The organism is Burkholderia sp. AU19243 (genome assembly GCF_018148075.1).
Classification (GTDB): Bacteria; Pseudomonadota; Gammaproteobacteria; order Burkholderiales; family Burkholderiaceae; genus Burkholderia; species Burkholderia latens_A.
The window spans coordinates 79,532-99,566 of sequence record NZ_JAGSTV010000003.1 but is presented as its reverse complement, the minus strand read 5'-3'; the positions used below and the strand labels follow the sequence as shown (position 1 = coordinate 99,566).

Here is a 20,035-nt window from a genome sequence, read left to right as displayed (position 1 = left end):
GCAATGAAGAAAACCCTTCGTTTCGCGGCAGTCGTGTCCAGCCTCGCCGCGTCCGCCGCGCTGCTCGCCGCTGCGCCGGCCGCGGCGCAGGCGCTCGGTTCGCAAGGCGCGCAGCTCGCCGACGAAGTCGTCGCGGTCGTCAACAACGACGTGATCACCGGCCGCGAACTCGACCAGCGCGTCGGCCTGATCTCGCGCCGGCTGCAGCAGCAGAACGCGCCCGTGCCGCCGGCCGACCAGTTGCGTGCGCAGGTGCTGAACCAGATGGTGCTCGAACGCATCCAGGTGCAGAAGGCAAAAGACGACGGGATCCGCATCGATGACGCGACCGTGCAGGCCACGCTGCAGCGCCTCGCGCAGGCGAACGGGATGACGCTCGACCAGTATCGCGCGCGCATCGTCGCGCAGGGCGTGCCTTGGAACGTGTTCACGAGCGACGCGCGCACCGAGCTGATGCTGTCGAAGCTGCGCGAGCGCGAGGTCGACGGCAAGATCACCGTGTCGGACGCCGAGGTCGCGAACTACATCGCGAGCCAGCGCGGGCCGAACGCGTCGCAACAGCAGGACCTGCGCTTCCAGCACATCTTCATCAAGGCGCCGACCAACGCGCCGCAGGCCGAGATCGAAGCCGCACAGAAGAAGGCCGAAGCGCTGCTGCAGCAGGCGACGTCGGGCGCCGATTTCGAAAAGCTCGCGAAGAACAACTCGGAAGCGAACGACGCGAAGAAGGGCGGCGACCTCGGCTTCAAGGCGCCGAGCGCGCTGCCGGCCGACGTCGTCGAGGCCGCATCGAAGCTGCGTCCGGGTCAGGTCAATCCGACGCTGATCCGCGTGCCGGACGGCTTCGAAATCGTGCGTCTCGTCGACCGTCGCCAGAGCCAGGGCGCGACCGCCGCGGCACCGAAGATCGTCCAGACGCATGTGCGCCACATCCTGCTGCGCGTGGGCGAAGGCAAGTCGGAAGGGCAGGCGCGCCAGCAACTGCAGGACATCCGCCGGCAGGTCGAGGCGGGCGGCGATTTCGCGAAGTTCGCGCGCACGTACTCGCAGGACGGTTCGGCGTCGCAGGGCGGCGATCTCGGCTGGATCAGCCCAGGCGAGACCGTGCCCGAATTCGAGCGGGCGATGAACAACCTGCAGGACGGCCAGGTCAGCCAGCCGATTCGTACCGAGTACGGCTATCACCTGATCCAGGTGCTGGAGCGCCGCGAGGCCGAAGGCTCGGTGCAGCAGCAGATGGATATCGCACGCCAGGCGATCGGCCAGCGCAAGGCCGAGCAGGCATATGCCGACTGGCTGCGCGAGCTGCGCGACTCGTCGTACGTACAGTACAAGATCGGCGGCGTCGGCCCGGCGAACTGAGCGAGCTTCGCATGACGGCACCCGCGCTGCAGATCGCGATCACGACCGGCGAACCCGCGGGGGTCGGCCCGGAACTGACCGTGCAGGCGTTGCAGGATGCAGCGCGGCGCTGGCCGGGCGCGCATTTCACCGTGCTTGGCGACGCCGCGCTGCTCGACGCGCGCGCGGCGGCGGTCGGCACCGACCGTGCGGTGCTGGCGGGCGGCGGCGCGGTGTCGGTCGAGCACCACCCGCTCGCCGTGCCCGCGCAGGCGGGCAAGCTCGACGCGGCCAACGGCCGCTATGTGCTCGGGTTGCTCGATGCGGCGATCGACGGCGCGGTGGCCGGACGGTTCGACGCGATCGTTACCGCGCCGTTGCAGAAGAGCACGATCAACGACGCGGGCGTGCCGTTTACCGGTCATACCGAATACCTCGCGGAGCGCACGCATACGCCGCGCGTCGTGATGATGCTCGCGGGCATCGGCGAACGGCCGCTGCGCGTCGCGCTCGCGACCACGCACCTGCCGCTGAAAGACGTATCGGCCGCGCTGTCGATCGACGGGCTCGTCGATACCCTCGCGATCGTCGATCGTGACCTGCGTCGCGACTTCGGTCTCGCAGCGCCTCGCATCCTCGTGACGGGGCTGAACCCGCACGCGGGCGAGAACGGCTATCTCGGGCGCGAGGAGATCGACGTGATCTCGCCGGCCCTCGCGCAAGCGCAAGCGCAGGGCATCGACGCGCGCGGCCCGTATCCGGCCGACACGCTGTTTCAGCCGCGCCATCTCGAGGGCGCCGATTGCGTGCTCGCGATGTTCCACGATCAGGGCCTGCCCGTGCTGAAGTATGCAACCTTCGGCGAGGGCATCAACGTCACGCTCGGGCTGCCGATCATCCGCACGTCGGTCGATCACGGCACCGCGCTGGATCTGGCCGGCACCGGTCGCGCGGATCCTGGCAGCATGGTTGCCGCGCTGGACACGGCCGTCACGATGGCGCGCCACCGCCGCGCATCCTGACGCACGCAGGCGAGAGCCTGACCTTATTCGTCGTTTTTTTCGTTTTTCTCAGTCGATGTCGAACAGCAGACAGCATCAGGGCCATTTCGCGCGCAAGCGCTTCGGGCAGAACTTCCTCGTCGATCACGGCGTGATCGATTCGATCGTCGCGACGATCGGCCCCGCGCGCGGCCAGCGGATGGTCGAGATCGGGCCCGGCCTCGGCGCGCTGACCGAGCCGCTGATCGCGCGTCTTGCAACGCCGGAGTCGCCGCTGCATGCGGTCGAGCTCGACCGCGACCTGATCGGGCGCCTGCAGCAGCGCTTCGGCGCGCTGCTCGAGCTGCATGCCGGCGACGCGCTCGCGTTCGACTTCGGCTCGCTCGCGGCGCCTGGCGACAAGCCTTCGCTGCGCATCGTCGGCAACCTGCCGTACAACATCTCCAGCCCGCTGCTGTTTCATCTGATGACGTTCGCGGGCGTGGTAATCGACCAGCATTTCATGCTGCAGAACGAAGTCGTCGAGCGGATGGTCGCGGAGCCGGGCACGAAGGCGTTCTCGCGGCTGTCGGTGATGCTGCAGTACCGCTATGTAATGGACAAGATGCTCGACGTACCGCCGGAATCGTTCCAGCCGCCGCCGAAGGTCGATTCGGCGATCGTGCGGATGATTCCGTACGAGCCGCATGAACTGCCGGATGTGGATCCCGTGCTGCTCGGCGAAGTCGTCACGGCCGCGTTCTCTCAGCGCCGCAAGATGCTGCGCAACACGCTCGGCGATTATCGCGAGTCGATCGATTTCGACGGGCTCGGCTTCGATCTCGCGCGCCGCGCGGAGGATGTGAGCGTCGCCGAATATGTCGGCGTCGCCCAGGCGCTGGCGAAGGTGCGCAAGGCCGCGCAATAGCGGCCGCGCGCGCCGGTTCGATGCTCACGAGGCTGCCCTTTCGCGGGCAGCCTTTTTATTTTGCCGATCGTGTTCGTTGCATTCGCCCGCTTCGCCGAGACCGGCGCGCGGCACGCGGACGTCACCGGCGCTGCTGCGGCGCGTTCACGAGCGCGATCCCGACGAGCACCAACGCGGCCGCCGACATGAAGCGCCCGCCGACCGATTCGCCGAGCAGCAGCACGCCGAACGCGACGCCGAACAGCGGCGACAGAAACGTGAACACGGACAGTCGCGACGCGGTGTAGCGCGTGAGCAGCCAGAACCACGACAGATAGCTGACGAACGCGACGATCACGGACTGATAAGCGAGGCTCGCCAGCGCGATCGGCGTGACCCGCGCGAACGACGTCTGGCCGAGCAGCGCAGCAAGCGCGACCAGCACGACGGCCGACACCGCGAGCTGATAGAACAGCGTCTTGCTCGCACTCGCGCGTGCGAGCGACGTCGAACGGACGACGACCGTCGTCGCTGCCCACATCGCGCCGCCGAGGATCCCGAGCGCGTCGCCGGCCAGTCCGGCCAGGAGCGACGCGCCGGGCGCGCGCGGCTTCAGGAAGCCGTCCGCGAACGCGAGCGCGATGCCGGCGAATGCGAGCGCGACGCCGGCCCACTGCACGCGCCGCAGCCGTTCGCCGGGCGTGAACAGGTGCAGGCCGAGCGCGGTGAAGCACGGTGCGGTGTACAGGAAGATCGCCATGTGCGACGCGCTCGTCAGCGTCAGCCCGAAGAACACGCAGATGAACTCGCCCGCGAACAGCGCGCCTGCTGCGATACCCGCGCCGAGCGTGCCGTCGGCGCGAAACAGCGGCGTGCCGCGGGAGCGCGCCCAGCCCCACAGCAGCAGCGCGGCGATCACCGAGCGCAGTCCGGCCTGGAACATCGGCGGGATCGCCGCGTTCGTGCTCTTGATCGCGACCTGCTGGAAGCCCCAGATCGCACACAGCAGCAGCATCACGCCGACGGCGCGCGCGTCGAGCGCGCGGCGCACGGGCGACCCGGCGAGCGCGGTCATCGGCGGACCTCGCCGGCGTGGACGGAGGCAGCTAAGGACATCGGCAGCGGCGGCTGAACGGCGCAGCCGGCACGCTCGAATCGGCGATTTCGCACGGCAGGGAGGTGGCTGAATGGGAAAGTGGTCGCGCTCCGGCGGCAGACGGGATGCCCGCTTTTGGTGCGAAGTGGGACGATGTTACCCGATCGGCGGAGTTGCCGGGGCATTCAGCGTGGCGATGTCGGCCTGCGGCCGCTTTCGGCGCCGTTGCGCGGACGGTCGCGGATCTCACCGGGCCGCCGACGGCGAGATCTACCCGACTCCGGTAGAATTTCCGGTTCCGGAAAGTCCCCACAGGAGTACGACACATGCGTTTGCTGCATACGATGTTGCGAGTCGGCGATCTCGACCGCTCGATCAAGTTCTACACCGAATTGCTCGGCATGAAGCTGCTGCGCCGCGAGGATTATCCGGAAGGCAAGTTCACGCTCGCGTTCGTCGGCTATGAAGCGGAAAGCACGGGCACCGTGATCGAGCTTACCCATAACTGGGATACGCCGTCCTACGATCTCGGCAACGGCTTCGGCCATCTGGCGGTGCAGGTCGACGATGCGTACGCGGCCTGCGAGAAGATCAAGGCGCAAGGCGGCAAGGTGACGCGCGAAGCGGGCCCGATGAAGCACGGCACGACCGTGATCGCGTTCGTCGAGGATCCGGACGGCTACAAGATCGAGTTCATCCAGAAGAAGACGCACTGAGCGCCGGCTGAGCGGCCCGGGCGCATGGATGCGCGGCGGGCACGAAAAACGGGCGATGCGGAGGGTTCCGTATCGCCCGTTTGTTTTTGCCGGCGCGGCCGATCGCGTTACAGCGACGGCAGCAATTCGGGCGGGTGGTGCTTGAGCGTATGCCGCGCTTCGCGGAATTCCGGGAAGATCGATTCGACGGTCTGCCAGAACGCCGGGCTGTGGTTCATTTCGCGCAGGTGCGACAGCTCGTGCGCGACGACGTAGTCGATGATCGACATCGGGAAGTGGATCAGCCGCCAGTTCAACCGGATCTTGCCGTCGCTCGAGCAGCTGCCCCAGCGCGTTGCGGCCGACGACAACGCGTACATCGAATACGTGACGCCGAGCCTTTCCGCGTAAACCGCGAGGCGTTCGCCGAAAATCCGCTTCGCTTCGCCCTGCAGCCAGCCCTGCACGCGATCCTTGATCTGCTGCGTGTCGGCTTGCGCGGGCAGCGGCAGCGACAGCCGTTGCGTGTCGGCGTCGAACGCGACGGCACCCGCGCCGAGCGCGATCGTGATCGTCTTGCCGAGATACGGCAGTTGCGCGCCGTCGCGCCAGTCGATCTGCGGCAGCGCGCGCTGTTCGGTGCGGGTCTTCCATTCCGCGAGCTTCGCGAAAATCCAGCGCTGCTTTTCGGCGATCGCCGCTTCGATGTCGGCGAGCGTGACCCAGCGCGGCGCGGTGATCGACAGCCCGCTGCCGTCGATCGTGAAGCCGATCGTGCGGCGAGCGGAGCGCTTGAGCCGATACTCGAGCACGCGGCTGTCGACGGCGAACGTACGGACGCGGGAACGATCGGGCGCAGTGCCCGGATCGAGCGGCGCTGCGGGGACGGACGGCGCCGCAGCGGCTTCAGGCGGCGACGGCGGTGTCGATGGCGCCGACGGCGCCGGCGACGCCGCTGCGGGCCCGTCGAAGAGCGGCAGGTCCATCTGGCGATGATCGAGGGCCACGACGGCAGGCCGTGGCCGCGGACGCTTTTTCATCAGTTCGCTTCTTTTCGTCGTACGCAACGGCTGCAATCCGGGTGATTCAGACGCGCGCGGCATCGCGCGCGCCGGCATTGCCCGGCTGCCGATAGGCATCGGGATCGATGCGGCGCATTTCCGCTTCGATCCATGCTTCGACTTGCGAGTTCAATACGTCGGGCGTCTTGCCTTCGACCGGAATCGGCTTGCCGATCGACACGGTCACGACGCCCGGGAACTTCGTAAACGAATTGCGCGGCCACACATGGCCTGCATTGTGCGCGATCGGCACGACCGGCGTGCCGGTTTCGATTGCGAAGCGCGCGCCGCCCGTCTTGTACTTGCCTTGCTTGCCGACCGGCGTGCGCGTGCCTTCCGGGAACATGATCATCCATGCGCCTTCCGACAGCCGCTTCTTGCCTTGGCGGATTACCGACGCGAACGCGTTCTTGCCTTCCTTGCGGTTGATGTTGACCATGTGCAGCATGCCAAGCGCCCAGCCGAAGAACGGCACGTACAGCAACTCGCGCTTGAACACGTAGCAGAGCGGCTTCGGCATCAGCGCCGGAAACGCGAGCGTTTCCCATGCGGACTGGTGCTTCGACAGCAGCACGGCCGGGCCGTCGGGGAGGTTTTCCATCCCTTCGATCCGGTAGCGGATACCGTTCAGCCAGCGCACGACCCACAGCGTGGACTTGCACCAGCCGGCCGCCATCCAGTAGCGGGCGTCGGGACGCATGAACGGGAACGCGATGAAGCACGCGGTCGCGTACGGCACCGTATACAGGATGAAGTAAATCAGCAGCAACAGGGAGCGGACGAAGCGCATCGGCGTGGGTCTGGCTGTAAGGAGGATGCGCGCGGCAGTCGCATCACTCGTATTCGTGTGAAAGGAAATCGAGCGCGAATGCGCGCAGATCGTCGTGCACCTTCGTGCCGTCCGGCAGATTGCCCGCCGCGAGCGTCTTCTTGCCCTTGCCGGTCAGCACGAGGTGCGGCTGGAAGCCGACCGCGACGCCGGCGAGCAGGTCGCGCAGCGAATCGCCGACGACCGGCGTGTGCGCCGGTTCGATCTCGAAGCGCTCGGCGATCATCTGCATCATGCCGGGTTTCGGCTTGCGGCAATCGCAGTGATCTTCCGACACGTGCGGACAGAAGAACACCGCGTCGATACGCGCGCCAACCGCGGCTGCCGCGCGATGCATCTTCAGGTGCATCGCGTTGAGCGCGGCCATGTCGAACAGCCCGCGGCCGATGCCGGACTGGTTGGTCGCGACGACCACGCGGTAGCCTGCGTGATTGAGCCGCGCGATCGCCTCGAAGCTGCCCGGCAGCGCGATCCACTCGTCGGGCGACTTGATGAACGCATCCGAATCGACGTTGATCACGCCGTCGCGGTCGAGGACGACGAGCTTGCGGTTGGGGCTGATCGGCATCGTGCGGCCCTTATGCGGCAAGCTTCGAGATGTCGGCGACGCAATTCATCTGCTGGTGCAGCGCGGCCAGCAGCGCGAGACGGTTCGCGCGCAGCGCAGGATCCTCCGCGTTGACCATCACGTCGTTGAAGAACGTGTCGACCGGCGCGCGCAATGCGGCCAGCGCCGACAGCGCGCCCGTGTACGCGCGCGCCTCGAGCTGCGACTGCACGTGCGGCGTCACGGCCGCGAGCTGTTCGTGCAGCGCCTTTTCGGCCGCCTCGACGAGCAGCGTCGGCTGCACCGCGCCGTTCGTGCCGCCTTCGGATTTCTTCAGAATGTTCGAGATCCGCTTGTTCGCAGCCGCGAGCGCTTCGGCTTCCGCGAGGCGCGTAAACTCGCGCACCGCATCGAGGCGCGCGACGAGATCGTCGACGCGCGTCGGGTTCAGGCTCAGCACCGCGTCGACTTCGCCGGCCGAGTAGCCGCGTTCGCGCAACAGGCCGCGCAGGCGGTCCATGAAGAACGCGAAGATCGCGTCGGTCGATTCGGCGACGCCCGGCACACCCGCGAAGCGTGCATGGGCGGTGCGCAGCAGCGACACGAGATCGAGTGGAAGCTGCTTCTCGAGCAGCAGGCGCAGCACGCCGAGCGCATGGCGGCGCAGCGCGAATGGATCCTTCTCGCCGGTCGGCGCGAGCCCGATGCCCCAGATGCCGACGATCGTCTCGAGCTTGTCGGCGAGCGCGACCGCGGTGGACACCGGCGTGGTCGGCAGCGCGTCGCCGGAGAAGCGCGGCTGGTAGTGCTCCGCGCACGCGAGCGCGACGTCGTCGGGCTCGCCGTCGTGGCGCGCGTAGTACGTGCCCATCGTGCCCTGCAGTTCCGGGAACTCGCCGACCATGTCGGTCAGCAGGTCGGCCTTCGCAAGGCGCGCGGCGCGCTTCGCATGCGCGGCGTCGGCGCCGATCGCCGGGGCGATCTCGCCCGCAAGCGCCTCGAGGCGCTCGACGCGCGCAAGCGCCGAACCGAGCTTGTTGTGATAGACGACGTTCGCGAGCAACGGTACGCGCTCGGCGAGCGGCTTCTTCTTGTCCTGCTCGAAGAAGAATTTCGCATCGGCAAGACGCGGACGCACGACGCGCTCGTTGCCCTCGACGATCTCGCCCGGCGTCTTCGTCTCGATGTTCGATACGATCAGGAAGCGCGAGCGCAGCTTGCCCGCGATGTCGGTCAGCGCGAAATACTTCTGATTCGTCTGCATCGTGAGGATCAGGCACTCCTGCGGCACCTGCAGGAATTCGTCCTCGAAGCGGCACGGGTAGACGACAGGCCATTCGACCAGCGACGTCACTTCGTCGAGCAGCGCCTCGGGCATCACGACGGTGTCGCCGTTCGCATGTTCGTTCAACTGCGTGCGGATCGTTTCGCGGCGATCGGCGAAGTGCGCGATCACGCGGCCCTTGTCGCGCAGCGTGTCCGCATACGCGTGCGCATGCTGGATCGCGACGAGGCCGTCGGACAGGAAGCGGTGGCCGAGCGTGGTGTCGCCGGCATCGACGCCGAACGCGGTGACGGGCACGACGCGATCGTCGTGCAGCACGGTCAGGCGGTGCACCGGGCGCACGAATTTCACGTCGGAGCCGTCCGGGCGCTGGTAGGTCATCACCTTCGGGATCGGCAGCTTCTCGAGCGTCTCGTCGAGCGCGGCCTGCAGCCCGTCGGCGAGGGTCGCGCCGGCCGCCGAGTAATTGACGAAGAACGCTTCGGCCTTGCCGTCCTGCGCGCGCTCGAGATCGGCGATCGTCAGGTTCGGGTGGCCGAGCGCCGCGAGCTTCTTCGCGAGCGGGGCGGTCGGCTTGCCTTCGGCGTCGAGTGCGACCGACACGGGCAGCACCTTTTCGCGGACCTGTTTTTCGGGTGCGACGGCGCGCACGTTCTGCACGACGACCGCGAGGCGGCGCGGCGTCGCATAGCGTTCGAACACGAGTTCGCCTTCGACGAGGTCGCGCGCCGCGAGGCGTTGCGCGAGACCTTCGGCGAATGCGTCGCCGAGGCGGGCGAGCGCCTTCGGCGGCAGCTCTTCGGTCAGCAGTTCGACGAGCAGGGGGGCGGGATGATTGTGCGTCATGTGTGGAATAAGTCTCGTCTCGTCAGTCCTGATCGATCTTGCGTTCGACCTTCAGCGGCGGCGCCCATGCCGGCTGCGCGGCGTCCTGGGCGTCGGTGGTGAGGCCCGGCACGCCCGGCGGATTGCCGAGCATCGGGAAGCCGAGCTTCTCGCGCGAGTCGTAGTAAGCCTGCGCGACGAGACGCGACAGCGCGCGAATGCGGCCGATGTACGCCGCACGTTCGGTGACCGAGATCGCGCCGCGCGCGTCGAGCAGGTTGAACGTATGGCCGGCCTTCAGCACGAGCTCGTATGCGGGCAGCGCGAGCTGCGCGTCGATCATCTTCTTCGCTTCCGCTTCGTAGCTGTTGAAGAACGTGAACAGCAGGTCGACGTTCGCGTGCTCGAAGTTGTAGGTCGACTGCTCGACCTCGTTCTGGTGGTACACATCGCCGTACGACAGGCGGCGCAGCTCGGGGCCGTTCGGGCCTTGCTCCTCCCACTCGGTCCACACGAGGTCGTACACGTTCTCGACCTTCTGCAGGTACATCGCGAGGCGCTCGAGGCCGTACGTGATCTCGCCGAGCACCGGCTTGCAGTCGAGGCCGCCGACCTGCTGGAAATACGTGAACTGCGTGACTTCCATCCCGTTCAGCCACACTTCCCAGCCGAGGCCCCACGCGCCGAGCGTCGGGTTCTCCCAGTCGTCCTCGACGAAGCGCACGTCGTTCTGCTTCAGGTCGAAGCCCAGCGCTTCGAGCGAGCCGAGGTACAGGTCGAGGATGTTCTCCGGCGCCGGCTTCAGCACGACCTGATACTGATAGTAGTGCTGCAGGCGGTTCGGGTTCTCGCCGTAGCGGCCGTCCTTCGGGCGGCGCGACGGCTGCACGTACGCGGCGCGCCACGGCTCGGGGCCGACCGCGCGCAGGAACGTGTGGACGTGCGACGTGCCCGCACCGACTTCCATGTCGATGGGCTGGAGCAGAGCGCAACCCTGCTTGTCCCAGTAGGACTGCAGCGTCAGGATGATTTGCTGAAACGTAAGCATGAAGAGCCTTCGTGGCGCTGGCGCTCCGTTGCGGACGGCGCTCCGGGCAACGCCCGGAGGGTCGGCTCGCGCGGCGGCGCGGCTTGTTAGTGTGCTGAAACGTGCAATTTTACCGGATCGGCGACCGGATGCGGCCGGAACGCGGATGAACGGGCCGCCGGCGGCATGGGGACGGCCTCTGCGCGCCGCTGCACGGCCGTTGCGAAGCCTGGGCGCGACGAGTCGCGTGCCCGTCGCATGCGTCGGCGCCGCGTCGCGACGCGCCGGTCGAGTCGCTTGCCGCGTCGCGTGGCGCGGGCGTTAAGATGCGCGTATCGCGGCGCGCGCGACCGCCGCCGCACGACCGCCAGCCCACTCCGGACCGCATGGACGATTCGAACGACTTCCTCATTCCGCTGATGCCGCCGCTGCTCGCATTGCTCGGGCAGGCGGCCGATGCACGCGCGCGCGGCGAACACGCTGCGCACGCGCTGTGGCTCGCCGCGGCCGGCCATCTGCATGCGGTCGACATGGCCGCGCTCGCGCAGCTCACCGCGACGCTCATCGCGCGGCAGCGCGCGGGCGATGCGCTCGCGCTGGCCGAATGCGCGGCGCGCGTGCATCCGGGCGCCGATGCCCGCTTCAATCACGGCTACGCGTTGCAGATGCTCGGCCGCCATGCCGATGCGATCGCGCCGTACCGTGCTGCCCATGCGCTCGATCCGGGCTGGCCGTCGCTGCGCAACAACCTCGCGATTGCGCTGCGGCTGTCGGGCGGCGATCGCAGCGAAGAAATCGCGCTGCTGGAGACGGCCGTCGACGCCGATCCGCACGACGTACAGGCGTGGATCAACCTGGTCGTCGCGCGCCTCGCGACGCAGGACCTCGACGGCGCACTCGTGTGTGCGGCGCGGCTCGCGGAGATCGCGCCCGACAACGCGCTCGCGCTGAACAACATCGCGATGGCGATGAAGGAGGCGCAGCGCTGGGACGACGCCGAGCGCTACGCGGCGCGCGCGTGCGAGCTTGCGCCTGACGACGCGTCGTTCCGTTTCAACCTTGCGATCATCCAGCTCGTGCGCGGCAACTACGCGGCCGGCTGGCGCGGCCACGAGGCGCGCTGGGACGGCGCGGGCGAATTGCGCGGCCGCCGGCCGGCGCTGCCCGGGCCGCGCTGGCACGGCGAGCCGCTCGCGGGCAAGACACTGCTCCTGTGGGGCGAGCAGGGGCTCGGCGACGTGCTGCAGTTCGCGCGTTTCGTCGCGCCGCTCGCCGAGCGTGTGCACCGCGAAGGCGGGCGACTCGCATGGAACACGTTTCCGCAGGTCGCCGTGCTGATGCAGCGCAGCCTCGGCGCGCACGTGGACGCATTCAGCGCGGGCGGCGGTGTCGACGAATTGCCCCGGTTCGATTGCGAAGTGCCGCTGATTGGCTTGCCGCTGATGCTCGGAATGGAGACGTCGACGCTCGGCGCGTCGGTGCCGTACCTGCATGCCGATCCGGCCCTGAGTGACGCGTGGCGTGCGCGGCTCGCGGGAGAAGGCCGGCTGAAGGTCGGTCTCGTGTGGACGGGCAGTGCCGGGCATCAGCGCAATCCGTTCCGCCGCGTCGGCCTCGAACGCTATGCCGATGCGTTTCGCGGCGTCGACAACGTCGCGTTCTATTCGCTGCAGCCTGGCGCGGACGCGGACGTGGCCGCGGCGCGCGCGGCCGGGTTCGCGATCGAGGACTTCACCGCGGAACTGCGCAGTTTCGACGACACAGCCGCATTCATCGGCGCGCTGGACCTGGTGATCACGGTGTGCACGTCGGTCGCGCATCTGGCGGGCGGCCTTGGCGCACGCACGTGGGTGCTGCTCGACGTGAATCCACACTGGCCGTGGCTGCTCGAACGCACGGACAGCCCGTGGTATCCGACCGCGACGCTGTATCGGCAGCCGCGGTTCGGCGATTGGGACGCGGTGTTGGGCGCGGTGACCGGCGATTTGCGACGACTGATTGCAACGCGGACATGATCGACCGCGCCGGGGATAGTGCGATCGCCATCAGCCGCGCGGGGAATGCTCCGGAAACGATCGATCGCTCCGGAATTCAACCGCGCCGGCGCAACCCCGGCCCGAACGCGAACCCGAATGCGAGCAGGATCAACGACATCGCGAGCACGACGCTGTTGCCGCTCGTCACATAAGGCGTGAAGCCGCTTGTGCCTTCGATCCGCACGTCGAGCGAGCCGATCGTAAACGGCTTCAGCTGGCCGAGCACGCGGCCGCGCGCATCGATCGCAGCCGTCATCCCTGTATTGGTGGAACGCAGCATCGGCCGCCCCGTTTCGAGCGCGCGCATCCGCGCGATCTGCAGGTGCTGGTCGAGCGCGATCGTGTCGCCGAACCACGCGAGGTTCGTCACGTTGACGAGCACGCCGGGCGGCTGCGGATTGTCGCGAATCGTCGCGGCGATTTCCTCGCCGAACAAGTCCTCGTAGCAAATGTCGGCCATCACCGGCTGGTTGTGCACGAGGAACGGCTTCTGCACCGGCGCGCCGCGCGCGAAATCGCCGAGCGGCATCTTCATCAAGTCGACGAACCAGCGAAAGCCCCACGGAATGAATTCGCCGAAGGGCACGAGGTGGTGCTTGTCGTAGTGGTATATGTCGCGCGAGTGCGGCGTTACGCCGTACAGGCTGTTCGTGTAATCGACGTAACGGCCGTCGGGCGTGACGGATGCGCCGACCGCGCCGAACAGCACGGCCGAGCCCGTCGTGTCGCTGAACTTGCGGATCGCGACGGCGAACGGCTCGGGAAGCTCCTGGATCATTACCGCAATCGCGGTTTCCGGCGTGACGATCAGGTCGGCCGGCTTCTCGACGATCATCTGCGTGTACATCTTGATCGCTGCGTCGATGCCTTCCTGCTCGAACTTGATGTCCTGCTTCACGTTGCCCTGCAGAAGCCGCACCGTGAGCGGCGCATTCGCGGGCACGGTCCATGTCGCCTGCGACAGCGCGACGCCGGCCGCGACGAGCGCGACCGCGATGCAGGCCGGCGCGATCGTCCGCACGCGCGCATTGCCGGCGGCGCCGCGTTCGACCGCGGGTGCGCGCCGCGCGGCGACGAGCGCCTGCACGACCAGCGCGGCGAACAGCGCGAGCACCCACGCGATTCCGTATACGCCGACGATCGGCGCGAAGCCGGCGAACGGGCCGTCGACCTGCGGATAGCCGCTGGCGAGCCACGGAAAGCCGGTGAATACGGTGCCGCGCAGCCATTCGCCAAGGGCCCATGCACTTGCGAATGCGAATGCGCCGTGCCAGCTCGGCGAGAACGGCCGCGGATCGGGCTCCCGGCGATGCCACGCGTGGCCCGCGCAGAACGACCACAGCCCCGCGGAGAACGCCGGATACAGCGACAGATACAGCGCGAACAGCACCAGCGCGCCGCCGGCGAGCGGCGCGGCCATCTCGCCGTACACGTGCATGCTGATGTAAAGCCACCAGATGCCGCTGATGAAGTTGCCGAAGCCGAACGCGCCGCCGGTGAGCGCGGCGCCGCGCCAGCTCGACGTGCGCGTCAGCTGCGCGAAAAACCAGACGAATACGACGAGCTGCAGCCAGCCGCCGTGCGGGGTCGGTGCGAAGCTGAGCGTATTGGCCGCGCCCGCGAGCAGTGCGGCCGGATAGTGCCAGCGCGGCAGCGCGCGGCCGGGCGCCGGCGCGAGAAGACCGCCAGCCGGGCGGGACGGAATCGGTTCGTCCATGTGAAGCGAGAGGGGGCGAGCGGTTGAGGGAGACGCGACCGGCGCGAGACGATCAATCCTCGTGCGAGGTTTCGGCGCGGCGGCTCGCGAGCGGGTTGCGGCGCACCAGCAGCACGTGGACCTGGCGCGCATCGCCGCGCTGGATCTCGAATACCAGGTTGCCGAGCTGCAGCTTCTCGCCGCGGTGCGGCACGCGGCCGAAGTGATGGGTGATCAGCCCGCCGATCGTGTCGACTTCGTCGTCGGAAAAATCGGTGCCGAACGTCTCGTTGAACTGCTCGATCTCGGTCAGCGCACGCACGCGGTAGCGGCCGTCGGGCCCCGAGATGATGTTGCCGGCTTCCTCGTCGAAGTCGTATTCATCCTCGATGTCGCCGACGATCTGTTCGAGCACGTCCTCGATCGTGATCAGGCCCGCGACGCCGCCGTATTCGTCGACGACGATCGCGAGATGGTTGCGGTTCACGCGGAAGTCGTGCAGCAACACGTTCAGGCGCTTCGACTCCGGAATGAACACGGCCGGGCGCAGCATCCCGCGTACGTCGAATTCCTCTTCGGCGTAGAAGCGCAGCAGGTCTTTCGCGAGCAGCACGCCGATCACGTTGTCGCGGTTCTCCTCGTACACGGGGTAGCGTGAGTGCGCCTTCTCGAGGACGAACGGGATGAAGTCTTCGGGTTTGTCGGCGATATTGATCGCGTCCATCTGAGCGCGCGGCACCATGATGTCGCGCGCGCACAGATCGGACACCTGGAACACGCCCTCGATCATCGACAGCGAATCGGCGTCGATCAGGTTGCGTTCGTGGGCGTCCTGGAGAATTTCCAGCAGCTCGGTCCGGGATTCCGGCTCGGGCGAGATGAAGTCGGTCAGGCGCTCGAGCAGCGAGCGCTTTTCTTGCGGTTTGTCGGTGAGCTTACGACTGGGATACGAATCGTTCATGGTGGTGCGCCCGGGTCATGCCGGGGCGCGCGGTCACGGAGTAGGCAAGGATACACCAAGGGCATGGCGCGGCCGTGTCACCCCGCCGTCCGGCCGAGGGCACGCGGCGCGTTCCGGCCCCGCTCGGGAACGGCCGCGCGCGGCGCGGCGGTGTCCGTCGGGTCCATCCTATCTCAGAAAGGCGCGGCGGGGCAGTGGTGGCAAAAAAGTGGCGCGCAACGGCGCCCGGCCGGCGCCCAGCGGCATTTGGTCGCGCGCGCGCAGGAGGGGCGGCCAGTGTGCGCGCGGGCCGGAGACGCGCTGGGCAACCGAAATTCCGGAATTCAGAAGCGCATGCCGGCCGAGCAGCCGCCGGCGGCCGCGCCGTTGGTCGCGGCGCCGCCGCAGCCGAAGATCCCGCAGCCGGACAGCGCGACGCTCGCGAAGACGAGCAGCGCAGCCAGCGCACCGCGCGATCGGAGTGACGGTTTCATGAGTAACGGTTCTCCTCCGAACGCCGCGGCGCGGTGGCCCGCGTCGCGCAAGCGTGTGTGCCGCGCGTCACCGGCAGCGCGCGAGCAGCGCTTCCAGCGCGCGATCGGGGATCCCGCTCGCGCGCAGTGCATCGACGGTGCGGCTCACGTAATCGAGCGTCGTGCCGTAGCGGCCGGCAGCGCTGCTGAATACTTCCTTCACGACGGGGTCGGGCAGCTTGCCGGTGTAGGTCGGTGCGTCGCGCCGCATCACGAATGCGAGCGCGGTCACGCGTTCGCCGGTTTCGAGCGTGCACGGCAGCCACGCAGGCCGGTACGAGCCCATCGGCATCTCGCGCTTCCACAGCGTCTCGAGATGCGGCTGCGCGGTCGGTCCCGCGAGCCGGAACGCGATGCCTGAGCACGAACCGCCGCGATCGAGCGCGAGCACGAGGCCCGGGCGTTCCGGCGTGCCGCGGTTCACGCGCGACCACAGGTAGAGCCCGCGATGATACCCGTGCACCTTGCCGCGCACCGCGGCGACGGTCGGCAGCCCCGGATTCCAGATCAGCGACCCATAGCCGAACAGCCAGAGATCCTGCCGGCCGTCCCAGTCGCGCATCGTGTGCGCGAGCGACGCCGCGAGCTCGTCTTCGGTCAGCAGCCGTCCGTCGCCGATTGACGGCGGGTAGGCGGGCGGCTGCATCGCGGCGTGGGGCATGGAACGGACAACGTTTATTGGTACGGGTTCGGGAAGCCCAGCTTCGCCAGAATGTCGACTTCGAGCGTTTCCATTTCGGCCGCGTCCTCGTCGCTCGTTTCGTGATCGTAGCCCTGCGCGTGCAGCGCGCCGTGCACCAGCAGGTGCGCGTAATGGGCCGTGAGCGGCTTGCCCTGTTCGTGTGCTTCCTTCTCGACGACCGGGCAGCACAGCACGAGGTCGCCGATCACGGTGCCGTCCGGCGCAGGGTCGTACGCGAACGTCAGCACGTTGGTCGGGTAGTCCTTGTGGCGGTAGCCGGCGTTCAGCGTGCGGCCTTCCTCCTCGCCGACGAAGCGCACCGTGATCTGCGCGCTGGCGAACAGCGCGGGCTCGATCCATTCGGCGATCAGCTTGCGCTTCGGCAGCGTCTTGCGCACGTCGGCCGTGATCTCGTCGCCATACTGCACCGACAGGTCGAGCTCCAGTTCGCGCAGCCCTTCCTCCAATTCCTCGTCGCGCGGCGCGGGTTCGGCGCCGACGTGGAGCGTCACGCTGTCGTAGTGCTCGGGTTGCAGCGCGAGCTTCGCGCGCAGCGCCGGATCGTTGTGCTGCGCGACGATCGCGACGGCTGCGTCGCCCGAGCTGCCCGACAGGTCGAACATCAGGCTGCGGCCGTCCGGGAAGTCGATTCGCAGCCCCTGCGCGTTGACGGTCCGGGCCTTGCCCTTCGCATCGAACAGCGAAAGACGGGGAGATTGGGGCGCGGCGGACTGCGCGCGCCCCGACTTGCGAGAACGGGAAGATTTCATGACCGGTACGGCGATTGGAACGCGTTGAGGATACACCAAACAGCCGATCGCGCCCGAATTCGGACCGGGCCGCGCGCGGCCGATAAAAAGCCCGGCGCGCCGTCGGGCGGGCCGGGCCTTCGGACGCTGCGGCGCGCGCGGCGCTGCATGCGGCTCAGGCGTGCGGGGTCACGCGTCCTTGTGCTGCGCGTGAAAGTCGTCGTACGCTTCGACGATGCGCGCGACGAGCGGATGGCGCACGACGTCCGCGCTCGTGAAGCGCGTGAGCGCGATGCCGCGCACGCCGCCCAGCACCTGCTGCGCCTCGACGAGCCCGCTCTTGTGTCCGCGCGGCAGGTCGACCTGGCTCGTGTCGCCGGTGACGACGGCTTTCGAGCCGAAGCCGATCCGCGTGAGGAACATCTTCATCTGCTCGGGCGTCGTGTTCTGCGCCTCGTCGAGGATGATGAACGCATGATTCAGCGTGCGGCCGCGCATGTACGCGAGCGGCGCGATTTCGATCATCTGGCGCTCGAACATCTTCGCGGTCTTGTCGAAGCCCAGCAGGTCGTACAGCGCGTCGTACAGCGGCCGCAAATAAGGATCGACCTTCTGCGCGAGGTCGCCCGGCAGAAAGCCGAGCCGCTCGCCGGCCTCGACGGCCGGGCGCGTCAGCACGATCCGCTTGACCTGGTCGCGCTCGAGCGCGTCGACCGCGCATGCGACCGCGAGGTAGGTCTTGCCGGTGCCAGCCGGCCCGATGCCGAACGTCACGTCATGCGACAGGATCTGTTTCAGGTATTCGCGCTGCGCGGGCGTGCGGCCGCGCAGGTCGGCCCGCCGCGTGTAAAGCTTCGGCGCCGGCTCCTCGTCGGGGCCTGCGTCGTCGAGCTGCGCGACCGGTTCGTCGAACGGATGATCGGGGTCGCCGCGGAAACGCACGTCGAGCGCGTCCTGACGGCCGTTGCCGGCGGTGTGACGCACTTCGACCAGCGCAAGCTGGATATCGTCGACCGACAGCGGATCGCGCGCGCGGTTGTAGAAGTTTTCGAGCGCGGCGAGTGCCAGTTTCGCGCCGCGCCCGCGGATCGCGATCCGGTGGCCGCGCCGCGCGAGCGTGACGTCGAGCGCCTGTTCGATCTGCCGCAGATTCTCGTCGAGCGGGCCGCAGAGGTTGGCAAGGCGCGCGTTGTCGTCGCGCGGCGCGGTGAATTCCAGTGCTTGGACGGTCTTCAAAGTAGCGTCGGGCTCCTGTTCAGCGTCAGTCGTCAGTGGGTGACCGTGCTCGCGTCGTCGCTGACGAGCAGCAGCTCGCCGCGCAGCGAGTGCGGGTACGCATGGTTGATCTTCACGTCGATCATCTGGCCGATCAGGCGCGGGTGCGACGCGAGCGGCGCCGGGAAATTCACGACCCGGTTGTTCTCGGTGCGGCCGGACAGTTCGTTCGGGTCCTTGCGCGACGGGCCCTCGACGAGGATCCGCTCGACTTTCCCGACCATCGACTGGCTGATGCGCGCGACGTTTTCCTCGATCGTCGCCTGCAGATGTTGCAGGCGTTTGAGCTTCACTTCGCGCGGCGTGTCGTCGTGCAGGTTCGCGGCCGGCGTGCCGGGGCGCGGGCTGTAGATGAACGAGAAGCTGGTGTCGTAGCTCATCTCGTGCACGAGCGCCATCATCTTGTCGAAATCCTCCTCGGTTTCGCCGGGGAAGCCGACGATCATGTCGGTCGACAGCGACAGGTCGGGGCGGATCGCGCGCAGCTTGCGGATCACCGACTTGTATTCGAGCACCGTGTAGCCGCGCTTCATCGCCATCAGGATACGGTCGGAGCCGTGCTGGACCGGCAGGTGCAGGTGGCTCACGAGCTTCGGCACCTTCGCGTACGTGTCGATCAGGCGCTGCGTGAATTCCTTCGGGTGCGACGTCGTGTAGCGGATCCGCTCGATGCCCGGGATGTCGGCGACGTATTCGATCAGCGTCGCGAAATCGGCGATGTCGGACGAGCCGGCCGTCAGCGCGCCGCGGTAGGCGTTCACGTTCTGGCCGAGCAGCGTGACTTCGCGCACGCCCTGGTCGGCGAGGCCGGCCACTTCGGTCAGCACGTCGTCGAGCGGACGCGATACTTCATCGCCGCGCGTGTACGGCACGACGCAGTAGCTGCAGTACTTCGAGCAGCCTTCCATGATCGACACGAACGCGCTCGGCCCCTCGACGCGCGCGGGCGGCAGGTGGTCGAACTTCTCGATCTCGGGGAACGTGATGTCGACCTGCGCGCGGCCGCTGGCGCGGCGCGCGTCGATCATCTGCGGCAGGCGGTGCAGCGTCTGCGGGCCGAACACGAGGTCGACGTACGGCGCGCGCGACACGATCGACGCGCCTTCCTGGCTCGCGACGCAGCCGCCGACGCCGATCAGCAGCCCCGGTTTCGCTTCCTTCAGCTCGCGCACGCGGCCGAGGTCGGAGAACACCTTCTCCTGCGCCTTTTCACGCACCGAGCACGTGTTGAACAGGATGATGTCCGCGTCTTCCGGAGTGTCGGTCTTTTCGAGGCCTTCGGCCGCATTGAGCACGTCCACCATCTTGTCCGAGTCGTACTCGTTCATCTGGCAGCCGAAGGTCTTTACGTAAACTTTTTTCGTCATGGGGATTCGCCGTTCGCAGTGGTTGACCTGGGGGCGTCGTCAAAGGTGAATCGGGACGGCTGCTGCCGGTGCAGCGGTGCGGGCCCGTGCCATCGCTGCGCAAGGGCGAACCGGCGCGCGTGCCGCGCGCACGTGAAAAGCCGTCGGGAAAGCCTTCCATTATA

General features: G+C 67.9%; 18 protein-coding genes. 5 read left to right on the top strand and 13 right to left on the bottom strand.

What is annotated here, in order from left to right; translation table 11 throughout:
- The first annotated feature begins 3 nt into the window (after positions 1-3).
- From KDW55_RS06675 to rsmA, 3 genes are read left to right on the top strand one after another with little or no spacing between them, the layout of a single operon-like run.
- Positions 4-1,362 (top strand): peptidylprolyl isomerase, encoded by a 1,359-nt coding sequence (locus KDW55_RS06675; protein ID WP_040141885.1) that lies wholly within the window; start codon positions 4-6, stop codon positions 1,360-1,362.
- 11 nt (positions 1,363-1,373) lie between these two features.
- Positions 1,374-2,363: a 4-hydroxythreonine-4-phosphate dehydrogenase PdxA gene (gene pdxA, locus KDW55_RS06670; RefSeq protein WP_212160867.1), complete on the top strand. Its 990-nt coding sequence runs from the start codon at positions 1,374-1,376 to the stop codon at positions 2,361-2,363.
- A gap of 55 nt (positions 2,364-2,418) precedes the next feature.
- The gene (gene rsmA / locus KDW55_RS06665; RefSeq protein WP_040141881.1) at positions 2,419-3,249 is read left to right on the top strand and encodes a 16S rRNA (adenine(1518)-N(6)/adenine(1519)-N(6))-dimethyltransferase RsmA; all 831 of its coding nucleotides are present in this window, start codon (positions 2,419-2,421) and stop codon (positions 3,247-3,249) included.
- Positions 3,250-3,370: 121 nt separating this feature from the next.
- On the opposite strand, the gene KDW55_RS06660 is transcribed toward rsmA, so the two are convergent.
- Complete coding sequence (locus KDW55_RS06660) at positions 3,371-4,303, bottom strand: DMT family transporter (RefSeq protein WP_212197906.1); 933 nt, start codon at positions 4,301-4,303, stop codon at positions 3,371-3,373.
- A 347-nt stretch (positions 4,304-4,650) separates the two neighbouring features.
- Between KDW55_RS06660 and gloA the strand changes: the two genes are divergently transcribed.
- Positions 4,651-5,040 carry a lactoylglutathione lyase gene (gene gloA, locus KDW55_RS06655; RefSeq protein ID WP_040141877.1) on the top strand — a complete coding sequence of 130 codons (390 nt, stop codon included), beginning with the start codon at positions 4,651-4,653 and terminating at the stop codon, positions 5,038-5,040.
- Between the two features lie 107 nt (positions 5,041-5,147).
- Here the strand turns inward: gloA and KDW55_RS06650 are convergent, their stop codons facing one another.
- From KDW55_RS06650 to glyQ, 5 genes are read right to left on the bottom strand one after another with little or no spacing between them, the layout of a single operon-like run.
- Positions 5,148-6,059 (bottom strand): SprT family zinc-dependent metalloprotease, encoded by a 912-nt coding sequence (locus tag KDW55_RS06650; RefSeq protein ID WP_212197905.1) that lies wholly within the window; start codon positions 6,057-6,059, stop codon positions 5,148-5,150.
- A 46-nt stretch (positions 6,060-6,105) separates the two neighbouring features.
- Positions 6,106-6,870: a lysophospholipid acyltransferase family protein gene (locus tag KDW55_RS06645; protein ID WP_040141876.1), complete on the bottom strand. Its 765-nt coding sequence runs from the start codon at positions 6,868-6,870 to the stop codon at positions 6,106-6,108.
- A gap of 43 nt (positions 6,871-6,913) precedes the next feature.
- Positions 6,914-7,477: a D-glycero-beta-D-manno-heptose 1,7-bisphosphate 7-phosphatase gene (gene gmhB, locus KDW55_RS06640; RefSeq protein WP_040141874.1), complete on the bottom strand. Its 564-nt coding sequence runs from the start codon at positions 7,475-7,477 to the stop codon at positions 6,914-6,916.
- A 10-nt stretch (positions 7,478-7,487) separates the two neighbouring features.
- The gene (gene glyS / locus KDW55_RS06635) at positions 7,488-9,587 is read right to left on the bottom strand and encodes a glycine--tRNA ligase subunit beta (protein WP_059548668.1); all 2,100 of its coding nucleotides are present in this window, start codon (positions 9,585-9,587) and stop codon (positions 7,488-7,490) included.
- A 22-nt stretch (positions 9,588-9,609) separates the two neighbouring features.
- Positions 9,610-10,614, bottom strand: coding sequence for a glycine--tRNA ligase subunit alpha (gene glyQ / locus KDW55_RS06630; protein WP_080294533.1), 1,005 nt, complete (start codon positions 10,612-10,614; stop codon positions 9,610-9,612).
- A 365-nt stretch (positions 10,615-10,979) separates the two neighbouring features.
- Between glyQ and KDW55_RS06625 the strand changes: the two genes are divergently transcribed.
- Entirely contained in the window at positions 10,980-12,608 is a 1,629-nt protein-coding gene (locus KDW55_RS06625; RefSeq protein ID WP_209824597.1) for a tetratricopeptide repeat protein, read from the top strand.
- 76 nt (positions 12,609-12,684) lie between these two features.
- Here the strand turns inward: KDW55_RS06625 and lnt are convergent, their stop codons facing one another.
- From lnt to miaB, 7 genes are all read right to left on the bottom strand, one after another.
- A complete protein-coding gene (gene lnt / locus KDW55_RS06620) occupies positions 12,685-14,346 on the bottom strand; it encodes an apolipoprotein N-acyltransferase (protein WP_209821088.1) in 1,662 nt (553 codons plus the stop codon).
- A 52-nt stretch (positions 14,347-14,398) separates the two neighbouring features.
- Positions 14,399-15,286 (bottom strand): transporter associated domain-containing protein, encoded by an 888-nt coding sequence (locus KDW55_RS06615; protein ID WP_040141864.1) that lies wholly within the window; start codon positions 15,284-15,286, stop codon positions 14,399-14,401.
- Between the two features lie 323 nt (positions 15,287-15,609).
- Complete coding sequence (locus KDW55_RS06610) at positions 15,610-15,759, bottom strand: hypothetical protein (protein WP_167432647.1); 150 nt, start codon at positions 15,757-15,759, stop codon at positions 15,610-15,612.
- Between the two features lie 67 nt (positions 15,760-15,826).
- Entirely contained in the window at positions 15,827-16,459 is a 633-nt protein-coding gene (locus tag KDW55_RS06605) for a gamma-glutamylcyclotransferase (RefSeq protein ID WP_212197904.1), read from the bottom strand.
- A gap of 14 nt (positions 16,460-16,473) precedes the next feature.
- Complete coding sequence (ybeY, locus tag KDW55_RS06600; protein ID WP_212197903.1) at positions 16,474-17,250, bottom strand: rRNA maturation RNase YbeY; 777 nt, start codon at positions 17,248-17,250, stop codon at positions 16,474-16,476.
- A 168-nt stretch (positions 17,251-17,418) separates the two neighbouring features.
- A complete protein-coding gene (locus KDW55_RS06595) occupies positions 17,419-18,465 on the bottom strand; it encodes a PhoH family protein (protein ID WP_040141857.1) in 1,047 nt (348 codons plus the stop codon).
- 32 nt (positions 18,466-18,497) lie between these two features.
- Complete coding sequence (miaB, locus tag KDW55_RS06590) at positions 18,498-19,871, bottom strand: tRNA (N6-isopentenyl adenosine(37)-C2)-methylthiotransferase MiaB (protein WP_040141856.1); 1,374 nt, start codon at positions 19,869-19,871, stop codon at positions 18,498-18,500.
- Positions 19,872-20,035: the final 164 nt, after the last annotated feature.

Bases quoted from the DNA above. Each gene is read 5' to 3' on its own strand.
- KDW55_RS06615 (WP_040141864.1), bottom strand. From the start codon at position 15,286: ATGAACGATTCGTATCCCAGTCGTAAGCTCACCGACAAACCGCAAGAA.
- gloA (WP_040141877.1), top strand. From the start codon at position 4,651: ATGCGTTTGCTGCATACGATGTTGCGAGTCGGCGATCTCGACCGCTCG.
- lnt (WP_209821088.1), bottom strand. From the start codon at position 14,346: ATGGACGAACCGATTCCGTCCCGCCCGGCTGGCGGTCTTCTCGCGCCG.
- KDW55_RS06675 (WP_040141885.1), top strand. From the start codon at position 4: ATGAAGAAAACCCTTCGTTTCGCGGCAGTCGTGTCCAGCCTCGCCGCG.
- ybeY (WP_212197903.1), bottom strand. From the start codon at position 17,250: ATGAAATCTTCCCGTTCTCGCAAGTCGGGGCGCGCGCAGTCCGCCGCG.
- miaB (WP_040141856.1), bottom strand. From the start codon at position 19,871: ATGACGAAAAAAGTTTACGTAAAGACCTTCGGCTGCCAGATGAACGAG.
- glyQ (WP_080294533.1), bottom strand. From the start codon at position 10,614: ATGCTTACGTTTCAGCAAATCATCCTGACGCTGCAGTCCTACTGGGAC.
- rsmA (WP_040141881.1), top strand. From the start codon at position 2,419: ATGTCGAACAGCAGACAGCATCAGGGCCATTTCGCGCGCAAGCGCTTC.
- gmhB (WP_040141874.1), bottom strand. From the start codon at position 7,477: ATGCCGATCAGCCCCAACCGCAAGCTCGTCGTCCTCGACCGCGACGGC.
- KDW55_RS06625 (WP_209824597.1), top strand. From the start codon at position 10,980: ATGGACGATTCGAACGACTTCCTCATTCCGCTGATGCCGCCGCTGCTC.
- pdxA (WP_212160867.1), top strand. From the start codon at position 1,374: ATGACGGCACCCGCGCTGCAGATCGCGATCACGACCGGCGAACCCGCG.
- glyS (WP_059548668.1), bottom strand. From the start codon at position 9,587: ATGACGCACAATCATCCCGCCCCCCTGCTCGTCGAACTGCTGACCGAA.
- KDW55_RS06650 (WP_212197905.1), bottom strand. From the start codon at position 6,059: ATGAAAAAGCGTCCGCGGCCACGGCCTGCCGTCGTGGCCCTCGATCAT.
- KDW55_RS06605 (WP_212197904.1), bottom strand. From the start codon at position 16,459: ATGCCCCACGCCGCGATGCAGCCGCCCGCCTACCCGCCGTCAATCGGC.
- KDW55_RS06660 (WP_212197906.1), bottom strand. From the start codon at position 4,303: ATGACCGCGCTCGCCGGGTCGCCCGTGCGCCGCGCGCTCGACGCGCGC.
- KDW55_RS06645 (WP_040141876.1), bottom strand. From the start codon at position 6,870: ATGCGCTTCGTCCGCTCCCTGTTGCTGCTGATTTACTTCATCCTGTAT.
- KDW55_RS06610 (WP_167432647.1), bottom strand. From the start codon at position 15,759: ATGAAACCGTCACTCCGATCGCGCGGTGCGCTGGCTGCGCTGCTCGTC.